Source organism: Pseudomonas ovata (assembly GCF_003131185.1).
GTDB classification, from domain to species: domain Bacteria; phylum Pseudomonadota; class Gammaproteobacteria; order Pseudomonadales; family Pseudomonadaceae; genus Aquipseudomonas; species Aquipseudomonas ovata.
In genome coordinates this window covers 254571-276611 of sequence record NZ_QFFU01000002.1, presented here as the reverse complement: position 1 = coordinate 276611, position 22041 = coordinate 254571, and the positions used below count along the sequence as shown (strand labels likewise).

The 22041-nt window shown below is 61.7% G+C and carries 22 protein-coding genes and 1 pseudogene; 6 read left to right on the top strand and 17 right to left on the bottom strand.

The features are described from left to right. Window positions 1-6: 6 nt before the first annotated feature. Genes nadE through DGA31_RS04410 form a run of 3 tightly spaced genes read right to left on the bottom strand, consistent with a single transcriptional unit; the run spans window position 7 to window position 2732 of the window. Window positions 7-840 carry an ammonia-dependent NAD(+) synthetase gene (nadE, locus tag DGA31_RS04420; RefSeq protein ID WP_109511842.1) on the bottom strand — a complete coding sequence of 278 codons (834 nt, stop codon included), beginning with the start codon at window positions 838-840 and terminating at the stop codon, window positions 7-9. Between the two features lie 14 nt (window positions 841-854). After that, the gene (pncB, locus tag DGA31_RS04415; RefSeq protein WP_109511684.1) at window positions 855-2072 is read right to left on the bottom strand and encodes a nicotinate phosphoribosyltransferase; all 1218 of its coding nucleotides are present in this window, start codon (window positions 2070-2072) and stop codon (window positions 855-857) included. A gap of 12 nt (window positions 2073-2084) precedes the next feature. Next, window positions 2085-2732: an isochorismatase family protein gene (locus DGA31_RS04410; protein WP_109511683.1), complete on the bottom strand. Its 648-nt coding sequence runs from the start codon at window positions 2730-2732 to the stop codon at window positions 2085-2087. 293 nt (window positions 2733-3025) lie between these two features. Here DGA31_RS04410 and DGA31_RS04405 point away from each other — a divergent pair, with 293 nt between their 5' ends. Both DGA31_RS04405 and DGA31_RS04400 read left to right on the top strand, forming a co-directional pair. Next, on the top strand, window positions 3026-3571 hold the full coding sequence (locus DGA31_RS04405; RefSeq protein ID WP_109511682.1) for an adenylyltransferase/cytidyltransferase family protein: 546 nt from the start codon (window positions 3026-3028) through the stop codon (window positions 3569-3571). A 1-nt stretch (window position 3572) separates the two neighbouring features. Beyond that, complete coding sequence (locus tag DGA31_RS04400) at window positions 3573-4280, top strand: NUDIX hydrolase (RefSeq protein ID WP_109511681.1); 708 nt, start codon at window positions 3573-3575, stop codon at window positions 4278-4280. A gap of 10 nt (window positions 4281-4290) precedes the next feature. On the opposite strand, the gene DGA31_RS04395 is transcribed toward DGA31_RS04400, so the two are convergent. The 3 genes from DGA31_RS04395 to DGA31_RS04385 are packed head-to-tail and all read right to left on the bottom strand — an operon-like array spanning window position 4291 to window position 6295. Then, a complete protein-coding gene (locus tag DGA31_RS04395) occupies window positions 4291-4449 on the bottom strand; it encodes a DUF2256 domain-containing protein (protein ID WP_109511680.1) in 159 nt (52 codons plus the stop codon). Next, a complete protein-coding gene (locus tag DGA31_RS04390) occupies window positions 4446-5990 on the bottom strand; it encodes a cryptochrome/photolyase family protein (protein WP_109511679.1) in 1545 nt (514 codons plus the stop codon). Before DGA31_RS04390 ends, DGA31_RS04395 begins: the two co-directional genes overlap by 4 nt. Further along, entirely contained in the window at window positions 5984-6295 is a 312-nt protein-coding gene (locus DGA31_RS04385) for a DUF6482 family protein (protein ID WP_109511678.1), read from the bottom strand. Before DGA31_RS04385 ends, DGA31_RS04390 begins: the two co-directional genes overlap by 7 nt. A gap of 217 nt (window positions 6296-6512) precedes the next feature. On the opposite strand from DGA31_RS04385, the gene DGA31_RS04380 reads away from it, so the two are divergent. Then, window positions 6513-7064 carry a lipocalin family protein gene (locus tag DGA31_RS04380; protein WP_109511677.1) on the top strand — a complete coding sequence of 184 codons (552 nt, stop codon included), beginning with the start codon at window positions 6513-6515 and terminating at the stop codon, window positions 7062-7064. Between the two features lie 25 nt (window positions 7065-7089). On the opposite strand, the pseudogene DGA31_RS04375 reads toward DGA31_RS04380, so the two are convergent. Continuing rightward, a pseudogene (locus DGA31_RS04375) lies at window positions 7090-7275 on the bottom strand (LysR family transcriptional regulator); the annotation flags it as partial. Here DGA31_RS04375 and DGA31_RS04370 point away from each other — a divergent pair. Continuing rightward, entirely contained in the window at window positions 7274-8065 is a 792-nt protein-coding gene (locus tag DGA31_RS04370) for an oxidoreductase (protein ID WP_109511841.1), read from the top strand. The pseudogene DGA31_RS04375 and the gene DGA31_RS04370 overlap by 2 nt on opposite strands. A gap of 179 nt (window positions 8066-8244) precedes the next feature. Further along, complete coding sequence (locus DGA31_RS04365; protein WP_109511676.1) at window positions 8245-9159, top strand: LysR family transcriptional regulator; 915 nt, start codon at window positions 8245-8247, stop codon at window positions 9157-9159. 13 nt (window positions 9160-9172) lie between these two features. On the opposite strand, the gene DGA31_RS04360 is transcribed toward DGA31_RS04365, so the two are convergent. The 10 genes from DGA31_RS04360 to DGA31_RS04315 all read right to left on the bottom strand — a co-directional run bounded on the left by DGA31_RS04360 (window position 9173) and on the right by DGA31_RS04315 (window position 21058). Continuing rightward, on the bottom strand, window positions 9173-10768 hold the full coding sequence (locus tag DGA31_RS04360) for a GMC family oxidoreductase (protein WP_109511675.1): 1596 nt from the start codon (window positions 10766-10768) through the stop codon (window positions 9173-9175). After that, entirely contained in the window at window positions 10755-11576 is an 822-nt protein-coding gene (locus DGA31_RS04355; protein ID WP_109511674.1) for a shikimate dehydrogenase family protein, read from the bottom strand. Before DGA31_RS04355 ends, DGA31_RS04360 begins: the two co-directional genes overlap by 14 nt. Window positions 11577-11589: 13 nt before the next feature. Then, window positions 11590-13023 (bottom strand): aldehyde dehydrogenase family protein, encoded by a 1434-nt coding sequence (locus DGA31_RS04350; RefSeq protein ID WP_109511673.1) that lies wholly within the window; start codon window positions 13021-13023, stop codon window positions 11590-11592. Window positions 13024-13348: 325 nt separating this feature from the next. After that, entirely contained in the window at window positions 13349-14365 is a 1017-nt protein-coding gene (locus DGA31_RS04345; RefSeq protein ID WP_109511672.1) for a LacI family DNA-binding transcriptional regulator, read from the bottom strand. Between the two features lie 60 nt (window positions 14366-14425). Then, window positions 14426-15196, bottom strand: coding sequence for an SDR family oxidoreductase (locus DGA31_RS04340; RefSeq protein WP_109511671.1), 771 nt, complete (start codon window positions 15194-15196; stop codon window positions 14426-14428). Between the two features lie 33 nt (window positions 15197-15229). Further along, window positions 15230-15934, bottom strand: a complete 705-nt coding sequence (locus tag DGA31_RS04335; RefSeq protein ID WP_056839445.1) for an ABC transporter ATP-binding protein — start codon at window positions 15932-15934, stop codon at window positions 15230-15232. Next, complete coding sequence (locus tag DGA31_RS04330) at window positions 15927-17708, bottom strand: branched-chain amino acid ABC transporter ATP-binding protein/permease (RefSeq protein ID WP_109511670.1); 1782 nt, start codon at window positions 17706-17708, stop codon at window positions 15927-15929. The genes DGA31_RS04335 and DGA31_RS04330 overlap by 8 nt, the downstream gene beginning before the upstream one ends. Window positions 17709-17719: 11 nt before the next feature. Beyond that, window positions 17720-18595 (bottom strand): branched-chain amino acid ABC transporter permease, encoded by an 876-nt coding sequence (locus DGA31_RS04325; RefSeq protein ID WP_109511669.1) that lies wholly within the window; start codon window positions 18593-18595, stop codon window positions 17720-17722. 66 nt (window positions 18596-18661) lie between these two features. After that, on the bottom strand, window positions 18662-19816 hold the full coding sequence (locus DGA31_RS04320; protein ID WP_241509520.1) for an ABC transporter substrate-binding protein: 1155 nt from the start codon (window positions 19814-19816) through the stop codon (window positions 18662-18664). Between the two features lie 330 nt (window positions 19817-20146). Beyond that, a complete protein-coding gene (locus tag DGA31_RS04315; protein WP_109511667.1) occupies window positions 20147-21058 on the bottom strand; it encodes a LysR family transcriptional regulator in 912 nt (303 codons plus the stop codon). Between the two features lie 112 nt (window positions 21059-21170). Between DGA31_RS04315 and DGA31_RS04310 the strand changes: the two genes are divergently transcribed. Then, the gene (locus DGA31_RS04310; protein WP_109511666.1) at window positions 21171-22004 is read left to right on the top strand and encodes a pirin family protein; all 834 of its coding nucleotides are present in this window, start codon (window positions 21171-21173) and stop codon (window positions 22002-22004) included. Window positions 22005-22041 lie beyond the last annotated feature (37 nt).

Sequence of the window (22041 nt, the reverse complement as noted above, 5' to 3'; positions counted from 1 at the left end):
CGTGAATCAAGCAGCGTCAGGAACACACGGCAGTGCGCGCTTGTGCGCCGTACGCCGGTAGGCATCCTCGATCAATGCCCGTGTCGCCGGCACCACCTCCTCGCCCATCAGGTAGGCGTCGATCTCGGCGTAGCTGCAGCCGTAGGCCACTTCATCGAGTTTGCCCGGTTGCAGTTCTTCCAGGTCCGCCGTCGGTGCCTTGTGCACCAGGTGCGCCGGCGCCCCCAGCGCATCGGCCAACAGGCGCACCTGGCTCTTGGTCAAGCCCGACAGCGGTGCCAGGTCGCAGGCGCCGTCACCGAACTTGGTGAAAAAGCCCATCAGCGCTTCGGCGGCATGGTCGGTGCCCACCACCAGGCCATTCGTGAAGTTGGCAATGGCGTACTGCGCGACCATCCGTGCCCGGGCCTTGACGTTGCCTTTGGCGAAGTCGACCTGCTCGGGTGTCGGCTGCAGGCCCTCGATACTGATGGCAGCCATCAACCCATCGACGCCTTCGGCAATGTTGCTGGTGGTGATCAGGTCCGGGCCAATGAAGTCCAGCGACGCCTGGGCATCGCGCTCATCGGCCTGGGTGCGGTACGGCAGGCGCACGGCGATAAAGCGTGCATCGTGGCCTTGTTCACGCAGTTGTTCCACAGCCAGTTGGCACAGGCGCCCGGCGGTCAGCGAGTCGACGCCACCACTGATGCCCAGCACCAGGGTCTTGCAGCCGGAATCCTGTAACACCTGCTGGATAAAGGCAGTACGGCGGGCAACTTCACGTGCTTCGCTGCCGGCGGGCCACTGTTGGTTGATCCCCAGTTCGCGGGCTATATCGGCTTGCAGTGCGGTGCTCATGGTGGGTTCTCCCTTCATTGGTTGTTCAAGTCGACACTGAAGACTTGAGCGGCGTATTGCAGGAACGAGGCGTCTTCGCAGACGTTCTTGATCGGGTCGTCGGAAAACTTCACCACCGGCTCACCGTGTACCCGCACCAGCTTCATGACAATGCTCAGTGGCTCCACACCGTCGACATCGCACGCCAGGCTGGTGCCCATGCCAAAGCCGAAGCGGGCCTTGCCGCGCACGTGCCGCAGGATCGGCAGGCACTTCTCGAAGTTCAGGCCATCGGAAAACATCAGGTCCTTGGTCTTGGGGTCGATGCCCAGTTCGCTGTAGCGCTGTAACACCTTGTCGGCCCAGACGATCGGGTCACCGGAGTCCTGGCGCAGGCCGTCATAAAGCTTGGCGAAATACAGGTCGAAGTCCTTGAGGAAAAAGTCGGTGCTGATGCAGTCGGTCAGGGCGATGCCCAGCCGGCCACGGTATTCATGCACCCAGTTTTCCAGCGCCGTGCTCTGGCTCTCGCGCAGGCGGCCCAGTTGCTGGTGCACCATCAGCCACTGGTGAGCCATGGTGCCGATCAGCGGCAGGTCGAACTCGTAGGCAATGTGCGCATTGCTGGTGCCCACGAACACCCCGGGAAAGTCCTTGCGCATGATGTCGACCACTTCGCGCTGGGTGCGGAACGACAGGCGACGACGGGTCGAGAAGTCCGAAACCCGCAGCTCGGCCAGTTCTTCGGGGCTGGCGTTGTTTTCCAGCCACTCGAACTTCTGGTAGAGCCGGCGGGTGACGTCGGCCAGTTCCACGTCCGGGTATTTGTCGCGGTTGCGCAACTCGCTGACCATGGCCAGGACCGGCTGCTCGAACATGATGCAGTGCAGCATCGGCCCGCGAACGCGGATGTTGAGTTGGCCATCGACCTCGGCGACATGGATGTAGCGCAGGTTGAAGCGAAACAGCCCCAGGAACTGCTCGAAATCAGGCGTGAGGTATTCACGCGAGTGCTTGTTGAACAGAAAACGCTGCTCGCCTTCACGCATCTGCAGGTCGGACAGCTTTTCCAGCTCGTCGCGAATCTCCGGAATCAGGTGCCCGAGCGACTCCTTGGAGCGGACGATGAACAGGTACTCCACATCGACGTTGGGGTGCTGGTGCAACACCGCCTGCATCATGGTGAAGGTGTAGTAATCGGTGTCCAGCAAGCTCTGGATCACGCCGTTGCTGCGGTCGAATGCACTGTCCATGAGTATTGCTCCTTATTGACCGGCCAATTGGCGGGTCTGGTCCCGGGTGGCCGCAGTGGCGATCCCGGCGTTACGCATGTCTTCGATGGCCTGGGCCGCGCCCGGCTCGCTGATGGCGCGGCAGGCCGGCAGGTGGACAATCACCTTGAAGCCTGCACCTGCCAGTTGCAGGGCGGTGGTCTTGACGCAGTAGTCCAGGGCCAGGCCGCCGACGATCACCTGTTGCACGCCCCGGCTGTTGAGAAACTCGATCACACCGGTCGAAAGCTTGCCGTGCAGGTCGTGGTAGAGGGCGCCGTACGGGTGAAGTTCGGGCTCGACGCCCTTCCAGACGAAATAGTCGTAGTCACAAGGGGCTGGCAGTTCATCCAGCAGGGTGAAGCCTTCAGTGCCCGGTACGCAGTGGCTGACCCAGGTCAGGTCGGCATGCTCCAGCCCGGTGGGCTGCAGCATCTGTGTGTGCTGTGCCACGACCCAAGGGGCTTGCGGGCTGTGAGCGTCCTTGCTGCCGATACGCAGGCCGGCCAGGGTGGCCATGAAGTTCAGCTCGGTGCCGATCTGATCACCACCGGCGACCGGCAGTTCATCCGGGCACAGCGGCGTAAAGCTTTTTTGTGCATCGACATCGAAAGACGCCGTGATCATCAGTGGTTGGTTCATGTCGTGTACCTCCGTCTCGTGAAGTAAAGGTACATGTCGTGTACTTACAAAGCAACCCCCGGACTGGATAATTTTCCGGGCCACACATACGACCGGCAGGTACAAGGCTCGTAGGAGCTACATCGATCGCGAGCGCTGATTATAAAGCGTCAGGGAGTTTCGAATGAGGCTGGCTTTTCGCGACCGTTGGTCGCTCCTACAGATGGCGGCCTGAAACAGACAGGTTAAAAAAGACTTCCATCCAAGCCCGCCTGGCCATAAAGTACACGTCATGAACTTTATGAGATGTGCACATGCATGAGATAGCGCTTTATGGCGGCGCCTTCAACCCGCCCCACGCCGGCCACGCCCGGGTCATGATCGAAGCGTCGCGCCAGGCACGCAAAGTGATGGTCATGCCCAGCTTTCGTCACCCGGACGGCAAGTGCATGGCCGATTACGCGGTGCGCCTGCAATGGCTGCGCAGCATCGTCGCCCATGTGCAAAAGGACTGTGCCGCTGACATCTGTGTGAGCGATACGGAGCAGCACCTGGCCGCGCAGCAACCCGGCCCGGTCTACAGCTATACCCTGCTCGACCATATGGCGCGCTGCCTGGGCATCGCGGATCACGCGCTGGCGCTGGTGGTCGGCCCGGATGTACTCCAGCAACTGCCGCGCTTCTATCGCGGCCGGGAATTGCTGGAACGCTTTGCGGTGATCTGCATCGACGAACAGATCGGCGTGCGCAGCAGCACCCTGCGCGAGCGCCTGATCAATGGCGAACCGGTGCCACCGCACTGGATGGCACCGGGTATGAATCCGCTAAACTACGGCCTCTACGCCGCACACGGACACTGATATGCAAGACCGCATCACCCCAAGAAGTGCCTATCTGCACACCATCGACTTATGCGTGCTGCGCTACTGCCGCGACACCCAGGCCCTGCAGATCCTGCTGAACCAGCGCGACAACGAGCCCTTCGCCAACCACTGGGCGCTGCCCGGCATCGTGGTCAATGGCGATGTCGAGGACCGCACCCTCGATGACGCCCTGGAGCGCCTGCGCCGCTCACCCAAGGTGGACATGCCCCTGGCCTGGACCGAGCAGGTCGGCACCGTGGGCGACGCGTTTCGTGATCCGCGCTGCTGGTCGTCCTCGACGTTCTACCTGGCCATTTTCAGCGAGCACATCGAACTGGCGCCGCACCAGGGCTTCTTTTCCCTCAAGGAGGTTGCTTCAGGGGCCTTCAAGCTGCCCTTCGACCACAATCAACTGGTCGCCCGCGCCCATGAACGGCTGTTCTCCAAGTCGATGTACAGCAGCCTGCCGCTGATGTTTCTCGGCCCGGAATTCAGCGCCCCGGAAGCGGTGAACATCTTTTCCCTGGTGCTGCAGCGCCCGGTGCTCAAGACCAGCATCCGCCAGCGCTTGATGAAAATGACCGAGGCCGGTTACCTGCAAGAGTCCGGCCGCAAGAAAAACGGCGAAGGCGGCCGCCCGCAAGCGACGCTCGACAACCTCAAGCCCGGCAGCCTGTACCTGTTCGATCGCAGTTTTCTGGATTGAGTCTTCTGGATCAGAGGCGGCTATCAGGTGTGCTTTTAGACCGCCGGCAACGTTCCGAGCAATAGCGCACCTCGTCCCAGCATTTTTCCCAGCGCTTGCGCCAACTGAATGGCAAACCGCAGGTCACACAGGTCTTGTGTGGCAGATCGGCTTTCTTTAAGCGTTTCATAGCGCCTCCCCGGCATCGAGCCTGGCCAGCAAGGTCTCACCGCGTTGCCACAGCGCCTGGCGGCGGCTTTCAGGCAGGCCTTGCAGGTTGCGGTAGACCATCGCCAGCCGCGGGTTATCGGCCAGTTGCTGGCGGTGGCGCATCAAGAAATGCCAGTACAGCGAATTGAACGGGCAAGCATCGTCTTCCACGGCCTGCTCCACCCGGTACTGGCAGGCGCCGCAATAATCGGACATACGCTGGATGTAACGGCCACTGGCGCAATAGGGTTTCGAGCCCAGGTAGCCGCCATCGGCGTGCATCACCATGCCCAGGGTGTTGGGCAGCTCGACCCAGTCGAAGGCGTCCATGTAGACCGCCAGGTACCAATCGCAGATCGCCTGCGGTGCAATGCCGGCCAGCAGCGCAAAGTTGCCGGTGACCATCAGCCGCTGGATGTGGTGGGCGTAGCCCAGTTCCAGGGTCTGGTCAATCGCCTGAGCCATGCAGCGCATGCCGGTGGTGCCGGTCCAGTAGAACCCGGGCAGCGGCCGCCGGTTGCCGAAGGCGTTGAGATCGGCATATTCGGGCATCCGCCACCAGTACACGCCGCGCACGTATTCGCGCCAGCCAATCAGTTGCCGGATAAACCCTTCGGCGGCATTGAGCCTGATGCGGCCCAGTCGATACGCGCTCTCGACATCGGCGCAGAGCTGGCGCAGGTCGAGCAGGCCGATGTTCAGCGCCGCACTGATGCGCGCATGGAACAGGAACGGCTCGCCTTCGGCCATGGCGTCCTGGTAATCGCCAAAGGCGGCCAGGGAAAACTCGAGAAAGTGCTGCCAGAGCGATTGCGCCTGTGCGTGGGTCACCGGGTAGTCGAAACGGTCAACACGGCCATAGTGGTCAGCGAAGCGCTCACGCACCAGGGCCAACACCTCCAGGGTAATGGCATCGTGCGCAAAACGGGCCGGGAACGGTCCGCGCAGGCCGCGTGGCAGCGACTTGCGATTATCGCTGTCGAAATTCCAGGCGCCGCCCGAGGGGCTGCCGTCAGGCTCGAGCAACAGGCCGCTGCGCTTGCGCATCCATTGGTAGAACGGCTCCATGCGCAGGTTCGCGCGGCCACTGGCCCACCCGGCAAAGGCCTGGCGCGAGCATAAAAAGCGTTTGTCGGCATGCCACACCAGGGGCAAGCCGCTGTCGTTCAGCGCCTGCTCCAGGCGCCATTCCCCGCATTCGGTGACATGCACCTGCATGGCACCCAGCGCCTGCTGCCAGCGCTGCAATTCGCCGGCGATGCTGGCGCTGTTATCAGGCGCGTCCAGGGTCACGTAGTGCACCTGCCAGCCGCGCTGGCGCAGGGCCTGGGCAAAATGGCGCATGGCACTGAAGATCAGCACGATCTTCTGTGGATGATGGGGCACGTAGCGTGCCTCAGCGTCGACCTCGGCCATCAACAGCACATCGCGCTGCGGATCCAGTGCCTGCAATACCGCCAGGTTGAACGACAGTTGATCGCCCAGCACCAGGCCTAGACGCGGGCCCCGGGTTTCTACCATTGACGCTCCAGGTTCACGGGCAGGCGCAAGGGTTCGATCGGCCCGTCGCGCCGCCCGCACATCTCGTCGTGGACCACATGCTGCACCAGCACACAGGGCAGTGCCGGCAGGTCGTGTTCCTGCAACAAGTCGCGCAGATGGGTGGTCGAGCGCAAGCGCACGGTTTCGCCGTGTTTGTCGACCAGGTACTGCAGACCGTGCGGTGACTGCACGCGCAGCAGATAGAAACCGCCCTCCAGCGAGAACAGTTCCAGATGATCGATTTGCCCGGCCCTGGCCTGCGCCACAAAGCGTTGCAGGTTCATTTGCGTGTCCTGGCCCATGCTGTACCGCCCTCTTGAGAATCCACGTTTGTCTTCAGGTGCGCTGAATGGCGCAGAAAATATTGTACAAATAATAGACTTTGTATAGTTTTTTCGGCATTACCTGCCAGACCGGTACAACTTTCCGTCCTGCTTTGTATCGAAAGACAGACGCGCCCTGGCGGCCCACTCTTTCAACAGCGCTCTCAAGAGGTTTTTCATGAAAATGCGTACCACTGTGCTGCTCTCATGCCTGATGCTGACGCTGGTCGGATGCGCAGGTTCCGGCAGCGACGACAAGAATGCACCGGCCACCATGCAAGTGGACCTGGAGCGCTACCAGGGCACCTGGTATGAGCTGGCGCGCTTGCCGATGTTCTTCCAGCGCAATTGCGTACAGTCCGAAGCCAGGTACACGCTGCGTGAAGATGGCCGCATCGACGTGATCAACAGTTGCCGGGAAAAGGATGGGCAGACCAATCAAGTGCAAGGCATCGCCGAGCCGCAAGTGCCGGGCAAGACCGACAAGCTGTGGGTGCAGTTCGACAACTGGTTCAGCCGCCTGCTGCCAGGCCTGACCAAGGGCGAGTACTGGGTGCTCTACCATGACCAGGATTACCGCGTGGCGCTGGTCGGCCACCCGAACCGCGAATACCTCTGGCTGCTCTCACGCTCGGCCGTGGTCACCGATGAAGTGCGCGAGCAACTGCTCGACACCGCACGCAAGCAGGGCTACGACACCCGCAAGCTGGTCTGGCGCGAAGCCGAATGATCGCAGCCCGACGCTCAGGCCACCGTCATGTCGGGACCTGAGCGTTGGCGTCCTTGATAAAGTCCACCAGCGCCCGCAGCGGTGACGGCAGATAGCGCCTGCCGGGGTAATACAGATAGGGCCCGGGAAAGGCTTGCCACCACGGTTTGAGTACCGGCACCAGCGCACCGCTGGCCAGGTGCGGCGCCAGCCAGTCTTCGAACAGGTTGATGCAACTGGCAGGCCCTGGCGTCTTTGGCCCACCCAGAGACCACAAGGCCGCCATCGCCGTACTGCAAGCGGCCGTGGCGGCCGGCGTCAACCATATCGACACGGCCGACTTCTATGGCCCGCACGTCACCAACCAGTTGATTCGCGAAGCGCTGCACCCCTACTCGCCTGACGTGTTGATCGTCACCAAGGTCGGCGCCGTACGCGATAACAAAGGCGCCTGGCTGCCGGCGCAAAGCACGGCAGAACTGACCTGCGCGGTGCATGACAACCTCAGAAACCTGGGCATGGACACGCTGGAGGTGGTCAACCTGCGCGCCTGGGGCAACCATCAGGCGCCGGCAGAAGGCTCGATCGAGGCCTCCTTTACGGCCTTGGCCGAACTGCAACACCAAGGCCTGATCCGCCATTTGGGGGTGAGCAACGTCACCCCGACCCAGATCCGCCAAGCCCAGGGCATCGCCGACATTGTCTGCGTGCAGAACCACTACAACCTGACCCACCGTCAGGACGAAGCATTGATTACGACGCTGGGCGAGCAAGGCATTGCCTATGTGCCGTTTTTCCCGCTGGGTGGGTTCACGCCGCTGCAATCGCAGACGCTTTCGCACGTGGCCCGGCGTATCGGTGCATCCCCTTTGCGTGTCGCCCTGGCCTGGTTGTTGAAACGTGCGCCGAATATCCTGCTGATTCCCGGCACGTCCTCGGTGGTGCACTTGCAGGAGAATCTTTCAGCGGCTGAATTGACCCTGGATCAAGAGGCGTTGCGGGCACTGGACGGGCTGGTATGACATGCAGGTGTGACGAGCCTTCACAGACGCTATGAACAGACGGGGCTTTTGCTCCGGACGTTGCTCACTTACGCTGTGGCGCACGCAGGCCTTACCTTAAGAACGATCGGTCAAAAACCAGGCCGCACACAAGCGCGCCTCGGGCGCGTTTGTCGTTTCACTGCCCTCAAGGTGCTTGAATGGACAATTACTCGCAAATGCTGGCGTTCATGTGGGCCAACGAGCATGGCAACTTCTCGGCCGCCGCTCGTGCCAACGGCCTGACGCCCTCGGCCATCAGCAAGCTCATTACCCGGCTGGAAGACCGCCTGCAGGTCCGGCTTTTTCAGCGCGGCACCCGTGCCTTGATGCTGACCGAAGAAGGCATGGCGTACCTGGTCAGCGCCCGTGAAGTCATCAATGCCATGGCAGAAGCCGATTCGCTGGCCGAAGCGTTCCCGAACCGGGTCAGTGGCACATTGCGCATCCATACCATGGCGACCTTTGCCAGGCATCAGATCCTGCCGTGGCTGCCGGAATTTCTGGCTACCTACCCGGCATTGAGCGTGGATATCCAGGCCGGGCCGCAATATGTCGATCATTTCGAGCAGGGGCTTGATATCGCCATTCACAGCGGGGTCCTGCCGGACTCCTCGCGCATTGCCAGAAAAGTCGGCGAAAGTGCCTGGCTTATCTGCGCTTCGGCCGACTACCTGGCGCGTTGCGGTGAACCTGCCCATCCGCAGGATCTGGTCCACCACGCCTGTTTCAACTTCAGTTTCAAGAGTGCCTGGAACAACTGGGAATTTCTGATCGACCAGCAGAAGACCCTGATCCCGGTCAGCGCCAAGGCCTCGTTCGCCCAAGGCGATCTGTTGCGGCAGATGGCCTTGTCCGGTGCCGGTATCGTCAAGCTTGCACAGTTTCATATTGGTGCCGACATCGCCAGCGGGCGGCTGATTCCGCTGCTGCAGGACTATGCGCTGGACGAAAAAGAGCCCATCTACATGGTTTATTCAAATCGCAAACATTTGAGCCCGCGCATCAGGGTGTTTCGTGATTTTCTTGAGCGCAAGCTGGCCGAGCATCCCTGGGCGACGGGCCCGGCCAAGTGAACAGGCCGTCTTTTCAGACAGGCGCCGCCGCCAGAATCAGGTCGGCGGCGCGCTCGGCCACCACCATCACCGCACCCTGGATATTGCCCGACACCATGGACGGAATGACCGACGCATCGACGATGCGCAACCCCTCAAGCCCCCGCACGCACAAGCTTGAGTCCACCACTGCCTCTGGGTCTTCACCCATGCGGCAGGTGCCAAGGGGGTGGTAGATGGTCTGGCCGTTCTCCCGCGCAAAGGACAGCCAGTCCTGATCGCTGACGGTCTCAGGCCCGGGGCTGGTTTCTGCCTCGACAAAGGGCTGCAAGGCCGGTTGCTGCATGATGCGCCGCGCAATCTTCATGCCTTCTACCAGACTTTTGCAGTCTTCTTCACAGGTCAGAAAGTTGGGCCTGATGGCCGGCATCATGTCCGGATCGCTGGACTGGATATGAATACTGCCCTGGGATTTGGGTCTCAACTGACTGACGCCGATGGTAAAGCCAGGATGGGTGTCCAGAATGCGTTCGGCGGCATTGGCGTAGCTGGCATGAACGACAAAATACTGCACGTCCGGCGTCACCCTCTCAGGCTCGGTCTTGACGAAACCGTGCACCAGCCCGGTGCCCAGCGTCAGAATACCGGTGCGCTTGGTGAAGTACTCAGCCACCGCCATCCCCAGCCGCCAGCCACGGGCCATCTCGTTAAGGGTCACGGTGTTTTTCAGGCGCCAGTTCATCCGGGTGGCGAAATGGTCGATGTAGTTTTCGCCGACCCCATCAAGCCTGTGCCTGAGCGTGATACCACAGGCGCCCAGCACGTCGGGCCGGCCGATGCCCGACAGTTCCAGCAGTTGAGGTGACTGGATGGCACCGGCGCACAGAATGACGTCCACACGGGCCGCCACGGTCTTTTCCTGCCCCTGATGCCGATAGGTCAGGCCGGTGCAACGGGAGCCCTCAAGGTTCAGGCGCAGCACATGGGCGTGGGTGCGGATATGCAGATTGGTTCGTGACCGGGCCGGCTTGAGGTAGCCATCGACCACACTCCAGCGGCGGCCCTTGTGCTGGGCGACCTGATAGTAGCCAAAGCCGGTCTGTTCCTCGCCGTTGTAATCGGGATTGTGCTGCTGGCCGTCTTGCAGGGCGGCTTGCAGAAAGGCATCGGCGATCGGGTAGCGCTCGTCGACCTGGTGAATGTGCATGGGCCCTTCCCGGCCACGGCTGTCATCACCCTGCGTGTAGGTCTCGAACTTCTTGAAATAGGGCTTGAGCGTTGCAAAGTTCCAGTGCCGGGCACCGGCCGCCTCCCAGGCGTCATAGTCGCCCGGCTGGCCACGCACATAGATCATGCCGTTGATCAGCGTCGAGCCGCCCAGCCCCTTGCCGCGCGGGACACTGATTTCGCGGCCACAGGTGCCGGCTTCGGCCTGGGTCTTGAAGCGCCAGTTATAGCGTTTGTCGACCAGCAGCTTGCTGAAGCCGGCCGGGATCGGAATCCAGAAACCACTGGGCTCCCCCCCCGCCTCCAGCACCAGCACCGAATACTTGCCCGAGGCCGTCAGCCGGTTGGCCAGGATGCAACCGGCGGTCCCCCCACCGACGATGACGTAATCAAATGTGTTCATGAGGCGACTCGCTCCCGGTGCAGGTCATGGCGGTGGCCATCAGTTCGATCTGGCACAGCAGCATCGGCAAGCCGTCATGAATACGGCAACCCTTGGCCATGGCCGCAGCCAGCAACGGGGTGATGGCCGGCTGCATGATGATTTCCGCCACGATCTGCTCAGGCACCAGGCCACTGACGTCAAAGGGCATGCTGTCGCCTGGGGTCAGGCCCAGCGAAGTGCTGTTGATGAGCAGGTCATGACCGGCAGGGTTATCAGTGCCCACGGTAAAGGCTACGTCGGGGAATACGCCGGCCAGTCGCTCGATCAGTGCCTGGGCCTTGGCGGCCGAGCGGTTGTAGATCGTCAGGCTGGCAATGCCGGCCTCGGCCAGGGCAAAGGCAATGGCTTTGCCGGCGCCTCCGGCACCGGCCAGATAGACCGAGCGCCGGGCCGGCTCGATGCCTTTTTGCCGCAGGCCCGAGACAAAGCCTGCGCCATCCAGAATGTCGCCGTGCAGGAGGCCGTCGGGACCGCGACGCACGGCATTGACGGCACCGACCAGTCTGGCCGCCTCCGACACCGAATCACACAGTTCCAGCATCGCGGTCTTGTGTGGCACTGTAACGATAAAGCCGTCCAGGCTCTGAATGCTGCGCAGCCCCTCGACGACGCCGGCCAGGTCCTGAGCCTTGACGTGAAAGGGCACCATGACCCGGTCATCGTCGCGTGCGGCGAACAGCCGGTTTATTGCAGTGGGCGTCTGCACATGATGGATCGGGTCGGCGATGATGGCATAGACCCGTGTGTTGCCAGTGATCTGCTGCATGTCGTTCACTCCATCAGGCCAGGGTGTAGGCGGTTTTGACAGTGGTGTAGAACTCTTTGGCATAGCCGCCCTGCTCGCGCGCGCCATGGCTTGAGGCTTTGCGACCGCCGAACGGCGCGTGGTAGTCGACCCCGGCCGTGGCGACGTTGACCATCACCATGCCGGCGGTGGAGCGCTGCTTGAAATCGCTGCTGTACTTGAGCGAGGTGGTGCAGATGCCCGAAGACAGCCCGAATGGGGTGTCGTTGGCAATTGCCAGCGCTTCGTCGTAGTCACTGACCTGAATGACGCTGGCCACCGGTCCGAACACTTCCTCGCGGTTGATGCGCATCTGGTTGTGCGTTTCGGTAATCAGCGCCGGTGACAGGTAGTGGCCGGGGGTGCTGCGTTCCAGCCGCTCACCGCCATACACCAGCCGCCCGCCTTCCTGCTGTGCCTGCTGGATGTAATCGCAGTCCTGCTGCAACTGCGCCTGCGAGACCACCGGCCCCATGTCGCAGCCTGGCGCCAATGCATGATCGACCTTCAGTGACGCCAGGCGCTGGATGACCGCCTCGACAAAGCGGTCGTGAATGCCGCTTTGCACGATCAGCCGGCTGGACGCCGTGCAGCGTTGCCCTGTCGAAAAGAACGAACCGGCCACGGCGACTTCAACGGCCTGCTCCAGGTCGGCGTCATCAAGCACGATCAGCGGGTTCTTGCCGCCCATTTCCAGTTGCACCTTGGCACCGCGCGCCATGCACGCCATACCGATGTTGCGGCCGGTGCCAGTGGAGCCGGTAAAGGTCAGGGCCCGAACCCTGGCCGAGGTGGCCAGCGCCTCGCCGACCTTCGAGCCCGGCCCCATCACCAGGTTGAACACGCCAGCCGGCAGCGCACCGGCCCGCACGATGATTTCAGCCAGGGCCCAGGCGCTGCCCGGCACCAGGTCGGCGGGCTTGAACACGACCGCGTTGCCGAACGCCAGGGCCGGGGCGATTTTCCAGGCCGGAATGGCGATGGGAAAATTCCACGGCGTGATGATGCCTACCACGCCTTCGGGCTCACGCCGGACATCCACCTCGACGCCCGGGCGAATCGACGCCAGCCGCTCGCCCGAGAGGCGCAAGGCTTCACCGGCAAAGAACCTGAACACGCGACCGGCACGCACCACCTCACCAATGCCTTCGGCCAGGGTCTTGCCTTCTTCGCGAGCCAGCAGTTGCCCCAGCTCCTGACGCCGGGCAAGGATTTCGCTGCCGATACGGTCCAGCGCATCGCTGCGCACCTCGGCACTGACCCGTGCCCAGCTCTCAGTGGCCGCAAAAGCGGCATCGATGGCCATTGTGGCCTGCGTGGCGTCGGCGCGGGCATATTCGCCGATGACTTCGCGAGTATCGGAAGGGTTGATATTCAGATTGATATCAACGCCCTCAATCCATTCACCGGCAATAAAGTTCTTGTGCATATTGATTCCTGAAATACCGGGCCACTTCCTGAAGACGTGCAGGGGCGCAGGCGACAAGAAAATGCCGACACCTGTCGCGTACCTGACCGCAACTAATCATTTAAAAAAAGTGGGCCGAACGGGTAGTTGATTATTAAATTAAGGGCGATGCAAACACAGTAACTTGATCAGTCGCCGCCTCTGTTTAAAACGATACTCAGATCACTGGATGTCGTCTACGGCGTGGCTTTGACCTGTATTCACACCCTCTTTGCCACGCCGCCTGGTTTACGATTGCCTTGTCTTACATGCCCTGCTCGTCACGCATCCACGCCACGTTTATTCTTCAAGGTGCTACCGCCGTACTTTGTCGAACCACCAGTTCGATTGACATACGTTCGCGCCGCGCCAAGGGTTTGCCTTCAATTAACGCCACTATATTATTGGCGCTGCTGATACCCAGCTGAAACAACGGCACCCGGACGGTGGTCAAGGCCGGCACGGACACGGCGGCAACGTCGATATCATCGAAGCCGGTGATCGACAGCGCGTGGGGCACCTGGATACCCAAAAGTCGCGCCTCGGCGACAGCGCCCATGCATGTGACATCCGTGCTGCACACTATCGCCGTCGGCCGTGGCTCAAGTTCCATCGCCATGCGCAACCCGGCACGACCGCCCTCAAGGGTAAAGGGCTGCTCAATGAAACGCGTCTCGTCGAGCGTTACGCCGTGCCCGGCCAGTTCACTGAGCACACCGAGCTTGCGGTAATGGGCACGCTCGTTGTGAGCCAGCACGCCACTGATCATGGCGATGCTGCGATGGCCCAGGCTCAACAGATGCCGCGCGACCATCCGCCCGCCTTCTTCATTACTGAAACCCACGCAATGGTGTGGGTGCAGACCATCGAGCGACCACATCAGAATGAACGGGCATTGCGCAGCGTTCAGTGATTCATAGACGGCGGCGCTGTGTTCGGTCCCCACCAGCAATACGCCTTCGACGCCACGCTCTATCATGTTTCTGACGCTGATCAACTCCTGGGCCTGGTTATATTCATGGGAACAAATGATCAGGTGATAGCCAAGCGCGCTCAGGCGCTGCTGCAGGGCCTGAACCGACTCGGCAAAGGCCGGGTTATTGAAGGTCGGAAAAACGGCCCCGATGCTGTAGGTGCGCCGTGAAGCCAGCGCCCGGGCAGCCCCGTCGCGGACATAACCGAGCCGCTCGACCGCCGCCAGCACTTTCTGCAAGGTGCCGGGCTTGACCAGGTGCGGAACCGAAAGCGCCCGCGACGCGCTGCCTACCGAGACACCGGCCAGTTGCGCCACGTCCTTGAGCTTGGGTTTTTCATGCGTTTTCATCAAAGGATCAGCCTTGCCGGGTCAATACACCGGAGTTTGACAGACGCGACCGTGACCGCTCTAGCGCATCAACCAGCCACCAGCCACATCGAGCACCTGGCCGGTGATGAACGCGCTGTCACCCGAGGTGAGAAAGCACGCGGCCTGGGCCACTTCTCGAGGTGTGCCAAGCCGTCGCAACGGGGTTTCATCAACCACGCGCTGGTTGGCCTGGGCCGATACGCTTTGCACCATCGGGGTTTCGATGCGACCGGGGGCCAAGGCATTGGCCGTGATCCCCAACGGCCCCAGCTCACCGGCCAGGTGCCGGGTAAAACCGATGATCGCAGCCTTGCTGGCGCTGTAGTGCGCCGCCACGATGGGCAGGAATGCGCTGCCCGCCACCGAGGACATATTGACGATACGTCCGAAGCGCTGCTGCACCATCGACGGGGTCAAGGCACGCACCAGGTTGAATGACCCGCTCAGGTTGATCCCGACCACCCGCTCCCATTCTTGCGGATCCATCTCCCAGATGCGTGACGGGGCGCCATTGTGCTTGGGCGAAACCCCGGCGTTGTTGATCAGCGTATCGATGGGCCCGAGCACGCCCGCGAGTTGCTCGCATGCGTGCTGGCACTGGCCGAAATCGGCCACATCAGCCTGGGCCCAGGCCACCTGGTAGCCCTCGGTGCGCAGGCTGTCGGCTTGCCGGCTGACACTTTGTGCATCGAAGTCGAGCAAGCCGACCCGTGCCCCTTCCTCACAATAAAGCCGGGCGATGGCAGCACCGATGCCACCGGCAGCCCCGGTGACCAGCACGACGCGACCCGCATGCCGAAGCGTTTCCATGGTTATCCTCGATTCAATGAAATCCATTGCCGGTCAAAGGCCCAGGTAGGCGCGCTTGACGTGGGGATTGTCGAGCAGTTCCTGACCGGTGCCGCTGAGGACCACCTCGCCGTTCTCCAGCACATAACCCCGGTTGGCAATGCGCAATGTATGCACGATGTTCTGTTCGACGATCAGCACCGTGGTGCCCAGCGCCAGGATCTTGCCGATGATCTCGAACACCTGCGACACCAGCAGCGGCGACAGGCCCAGTGAAGGCTCATCGAACATCAGCAGCCTGGGTTCGGCCATCAGGCCGCGGGCAATGGCGACCATCTGCTGTTCACCGCCGGACAAGGTGCCGGCGTTCTGGCCCAGGCGCTCACGCACCCGGGGAAACAGGTCCAGGATATCGTCGAAGCGCTTCTTGTAATGTTGACGGGCGCTGCGTTTGTAGGCGCCCATCAGCAGGTTGTCGCGCACACTCAGAAACGGAAACAGCTGGCGACCTTCAGGAATCAGGGTCAGCCCCGCGGCCACGATCTCATCCGGTCGCTTGCCGTCCAGGCGCTGCCCTTCGAACTCGATGCTGCCCTGCGACGGTTCGACGATGCCGCACAGGCTGCGCAACGTGGTGGTCTTGCCGGCCCCGTTGGCGCCGACGATGGTGATGACCTCGCCGGCATTCACTTCAAAACTGACGCCGCGCAGGATCTCGGTGCCGCCATAGCCGGCATGCACATTAGTGAGCTTAAGCATGGCTGTACTCCTTGCCCAGATAGGCTTCGATGACGTGCGGGTCGTTGATGACCGTCTGCGGGGCGCCCTGCATGAGCAAAGCCCCGGAACTGATCACCACAATCCGGTCGGACAGACTCATGGTGGCTTGCATCAAGTGCTCGATCATCAGCACGCTGACGCCAGAATCGCGCACCCGGCGAATCACTTCGATCGCCTTGGCCACATCGGCAGGGTTCAAGCCGGCCATGACTTCATCGAGCAGCAGAATGCGCGGCCGCGTGGCCAGGGCACGCGCCATCTCCAGGCGTTTCATGCCACCGACGGTCAGGTTGCGCGCACGGGTGTCCAGCAAGGCCGTCAGTTCGGTCAGGTGCGCCACCTGGGTGGCAATCGCCCGTGCCTCATGGGCATCGGCGGTGTGCATGAAGGCGCCCAGCATGATGTTTTCACCTACGCTCAAATCGGCAAATGGCTGCACGATCTGGAAGGTGCGGCCAATGCCGGCCCGGGCAAACCCCGCCGGACTGGTGGGAGTGATCCATTCGCCATTGGCCAGGCGTACCTTCACGCAGCCTTTGGAGGGCAGCAAAAACCCGGAGAGCTGGTTGAATACGGTGGTCTTGCCGGCACCGTTGGGGCCGATGACCCCGACGATCTCACCTTCGGCCAGGCTCAATGACACGTCATTGGTGGCATGCAGACCACCGAAGAACTTGTGCAGGTTTTCGGCGACCAGGATCGGCTCGCCCCGGGTGGCCGAGATCGTCGGTACCGGTCTGGGCATGGTGCCCGCCGTCTCCTTGAGTAGCGGCTGCCTGCCGCCGGGCAAGGCATCGATCCAGGCGAATACACGGCCGCCGAAACGCCCGACCAGGCCTTGCGGAATGGTCAATACCACGACCACCAGCACAATGCCGTAGACCAGGCCGTGCACGCCGCTGCCCATGTCACCCAGCCAGCCGCGCGCCAGTTCAGCCAGTGGCAGCACCAGGATCGTGCCGATCAGCGGGCCCGATACGGTGCCCAGGCCGCCGATCAGGGCGAACATGGCAATCTGGATCGAAAGGTCCAGCGAGAACACCGAGCCCGGCTCGATGAAGGTCAGGTACATCGCATGGAAACTGCCCACCAGGCTGGTCAGGAAAGCCGAGAGGATTACCGCGATCAGCTTGACCTTGACCGAGTTGACGCCCACGGCATGGGCGGCATCTTCACGCTCGCGCACGGCAATCAGGTAATAGCCCAGGCGCGAGGTCTTGATTTTCCATGACACGGCCAGCGTCACGATCAGAAAGCCGAACGCGATCAGCAGGTAAGGCCAGCGAGGCCGGAACAGCATCCATTCGATGCCCAGTTGCAGCGGTACGCCAATACCTGCGGCGCCACCGGTGATGTCGTGCTGATTGATCGCAACCAGGCGTACCACTTCCAGCACGGCAATGGTGGCCAGTGCAAAGAACGGCCCGCGCAGCCTGAAGCACGGCCAACTGATCACCACCGCTACCACGCACGACAGAGCCGCGCCGATGAACATGCCGAGCCAGGGGCTCAGGCCGAAGTTGATCATCAGCAAGGTCGTGGTGTAGGCCCCCACGCCATAGAACACGGCATGGCCCAGCGACAACTGGCCGGCAAAGCCGCCGACGATGTTCCAGGCGCTGGCCAGGGCCGCGTAGCTGCAAATCAGAATGAACAGGTGGTAAACGAACGGCGACCCCACGCCCAGGGGGATCGCCAGCAGCAGCGCCAGGATAATTGCGCTGACATAAACACGCGGATGCAGGAGGTTCATGATCCTTTTCCTTATTCAGAGCCGCGGCCGGAGCCGAACAGGCCGGTCGGGCGGAACACCAGGATGGCCAGGAAGATCATGAAATAGACGACCTCCTTGAGATCTGGCGCGATGTAATACCCGGCCAGGCTGTCGACGATGCCGATCACCATTGATCCCAGCAGCGCCCCCGACAGACTGCCCAGGCCACCCAGCACGACAATGACGAACGCCGTCAGCACGAAAAACGTCCCGACCGTAGGAAACACCGGGTACTGCGGGGCAATCAGTCCACTGGCCACGCCGAGGCAGGCGCAGCCCAGGCCAAAGGCGAAGACGTAGATTTTCTTCACGTCTACACCCATCAACTGCGCCGCATTGCGGTGTTGCGCCGTGGCCCGCACCGCGCGTCCCAGGAAGGTGTGGTGCAAGAAGGCATGCAGCCCGGCGACCATGATCAACGACACCACGAAGGTGATCAGTTGCCCACTGCTGGCGCGCAAGGGCCCAAGAGTCACAGACGCAGTGCCGACGCTGATGTTCTGCACGGTCTTCACGTCCGCGCCGAACACCAGCAATGCACCGTTGATCAGGGCAATCGACACCCCGACTGTGGCAAAGATCTGGATATGCCCTTCGGCACTGAGCAGAGGCTGGATGATGAAGCGCTGCATGACCGCGCCGGCAGCGAACAACAGCAACGTGGCCGGGATGATTGCCACATAGGGGTGAAGCCCGAAGTGGCTGTTCATCAGGTAGACGGCATACAGGCCGATCATCAGAAACTCGCCGTGGGCGAAATTGACCACGCGTACGATGCCGAAGATCAGTGTCAGGCCGATGCTGATGATGGCCAGGGTGCCGCCCAAAAGCAGCCCGTTCAGGACCAGCTGGATAAAAATTTCCACGAGACGCCCTCTTGGCGAGCGGACAGGTTGCGCAGGTCAGGGAGATGACCTGCCACGAGCCGGTATTCAGGGGTGATCGGTAAAGCGTGCCTTGGTTACGGCTGCCGACTCGGGATAGACGGTTTTCAACACACCGTCCTGCCATTGCATGATCGAGGTACTGGCGCGCTCGTTCTGGCCATTGGCGGCAAAGCGCGCGCCCATGCCAGAGGCCGTCTGGCCGGCGGGAATATCGACACGGGCCACTGCTGCGCGTAATGCATCGGCCTCCAGCGAGCTGGCGCCCTGCATGGCATCGAGAAAGATCTTGGCGCCCACATAGTTGATCAGGCTATGACCGGAACGGGGTTCAGTGCCATAGCGCGCCTTGTAGGCCTGGGCAAAGGCGCTGATGCCCGGTGCACCGGCTTCGTTGGTCTGGTATTGCGGAAAATCGACGTCCAGCACCCCTTCCATGTTCTGCGCGCCGACCACCTTGACGGTGTCCTGCATCGAGTAGCCACCGCCGGCGCCAATCACGGCCTTGGGCTTGAAGCCAGCCTCGCGGATCTGCCGGAAGAACAGCGTGGTGTCGTTCTGGTAGCTGGTTTGCAGCACCACGTCGGCCTGAGCGCCCTTCAGGCGCAGAATCAACGAGGACAGGTCGACGGCCTTGGCCGAATAAGGCAGCACCTCGACCACGTTGAGCCCCTGCTCTTCGGCCAGCTTTTTCTGGAACCCGGCAATGGTGGTGCCGTACAGCGCATCTTCGTGAATGATCGCGACCTTCAGTTGCCTGGCATCTACATTCAACGTCGGTGCAACGATTCTGGTGATGGCGGTAATAGTGCCTTCGGCAAAGTTCTTGGCCGTCGGGTTGCTGCGCATCACATACTTGAGATTGCGCTCGGTAATGCTGTCAGACACGGCGCCCAACTCGAAATACGGAACCCCTGCCAGCTCAGTGACCTGCGTGGCGGCAAAGGACAAGGCCGAGGAATAGCTGCCAAACACTGCCGTGACGTTTTGCACCGAGGTCAGTTTGCGCGCCGCGCCCACTGCCTGGCCTGCGTCGACGGCATCTGCCTTGAGCAACTCGATTTGCTCGCCTTTGAGACCGCCTGCCGCATTGCGCTCGGCCACTGCTATTTCCAGCCCTCGGTAACTTTCATCACCCAGCAAGGCCAAGCCCCCGCTGAAAGGATAGAGCGCTCCCAGTTTTATATCGGCAAGGGAGGCCATTGAAGCGCTCAATGACAACGCCGCGCAGAGGGATGTAGCCCAGTATTTTTTCTTCATTGTTATCTCCTGGTAAAAAAGCATGGCTCAAAAATGAATCGATTCATATTTTTTATGGTTATAAAAAAGCGGCTAAAAACCTACTTATGGCTTAAAAATTCATCATTTTATGAAGCGCTTCATTTTTAGTGTCGCAGCGCGGTTTACAGATGGCCTGTGTACCGTTGCGCAACGCCCAAAGATTACGGCGGGCGTTGACGCATTCATACCGCTGAGAATTCACACCTGCTGTGAACGCTCGTCACAGCCGTTGCCGGGGTTAAGCCACGCCTTTCAATCGCGTGCTGTAAAACCCTGGCGCCCAAGGCGCTCCATGATCAGCTCGATAAACGCCGACACTGCCAACGGCAGATGCTGGCGGCTGGGGTATAAAACGTGCAGGCCATAGCCGGTGCGGTAGTAATCGGGCAATACGGGCACCAGGCGACCGGCGTGCAGATCGGGGGCGACGATGGTGATCGGCAACAGGGTGATGCCCAGGCCGGCCAGCGTCGCCTTGCGCAAGGCCTGGGCGGTGTTGCCGGTAAAGCGGCTGGCGATGCGCACATCGTGTTCAGCGCCGTCCGGGCCCTTGAGGCGCCAAGTGGTCAAGTGGCCGGGTTGAGTGAAACTGACCGCATCGTGTTCAGCCAGGGCTTCCAGCGTGGCGGGCATGCCACGCCGGTCCAGATAAGCAGGACTGGCCACCATCTGATCATGACGCGCTTCGAGTAACTGGCGGCCCACGTAGCCGGAGTCCTGCAGGATGCCGCCGCGAAAGGCAATGTCGATGCGTTCGGCAATCAGGTCGCAACGAGCGTCGCTGAGGACAAAATCCAGCCGCACCTTGGGGTGGGCGGCGAGAAAGTCGGCCACCCATTGCATCGGAAAAAAGTCGAAAAAATCGGCCATCGCCGCCACACGCACCGTGCCGCTGGGTTCCTGGCTGCCGCTGATCAATTGCTGCCCGGCCTCCATCAGGCCTTCGACAGCGCTTGAGCAGCGGTCGTGAAAGGCCTGGCCGGCCTGGGTCAGGGTCAGCTTGCGGGTCGAACGCTGCAACAGACGGGTGCCAACCTGGTCCTCAAGCTGCTGCACCCGACGGCTGAGGGTATTGGCCGGCATGCCCAGTAGCCGGGCGGCCTGGGCAAAGCTGCCGTAACGGACTACGTGGACGAACAAGGCAACATCGTTGAGATCAAGCATAGGTCACACCACTACTTCTTTAAATGGATGAGTGCACTCCAATTGTGCCATCTAATAAAGTAATTGCCAGACGCTTAAGCTGCGGACATTCCCACTTGCAGAGCGCCTTCCCATGACTCGCACATTTTCCGTTCAACACCAGGCCCAACGCCGCATCGCTCGTCAGACATCAGGACGCGTCCACGGCCCCATCACCCGTTTGATGAGCCCCGGCGATCTGGGCCAGGTGCTCAAGCCCTTCGTATTCCTGGACATTTTCAGCCTGCAAGCCAAAGGCGCCAAGTCGAGCTTCGGCATGCACCCGCACTCGGGCATTGCCACGGTCACCTACATGATCTCCGGCGACGTGGCCTATCAGGATTCCACCGGTGCAACGGGTGTGCTGCCGGCCGGCGGTGTGGAGTGGATGCGTGCCGGCAACGGTGTATGGCATGACGCGACACTGGCCAGCGATGCCGCCATGCTGGGTTTTCAGCTGTGGCTGGCGCTGCCGGCGGCACTGGAAAACGCCCCGGCCCAGAGCCTTTACCTCGACCCGGCCGACGTTGCCCAAGACGGACCCGTGCGGGTGTTGATCGGCCAGTACGGTGCTGCCCGCAGCCCCATTCCGGCACCTGCCGGCATCAACTACCTGGCGGTCAACCTGCGCGACGGCGAGCACTGGCACTACACACCACCCGCCGGACACACCGTGGCCTGGGTGGCGGTCAATGCCGGTCGCCTGCACGCCAACAGCCTGATCGAAGCCGGTGAACTGGCAGCCTTTGAAGAAAGCGAGCAAGGCATCGACTTCGTGGCCCACGGCGCCACCTCGTTCGTACTGGGCTCGGCCATCAAGCACCCCCATGACCTGGTGACCGGGCACTATTCGGTGCACACCAGCCCCGCCACCCTGGCGCAGGGCGAAGCTGAAATCCAGCGCATCGGCGCCCTGCTGGGCGCCTGAGGCCCAAGCCACAGCCCTCTCTATTCATTCTTTATTC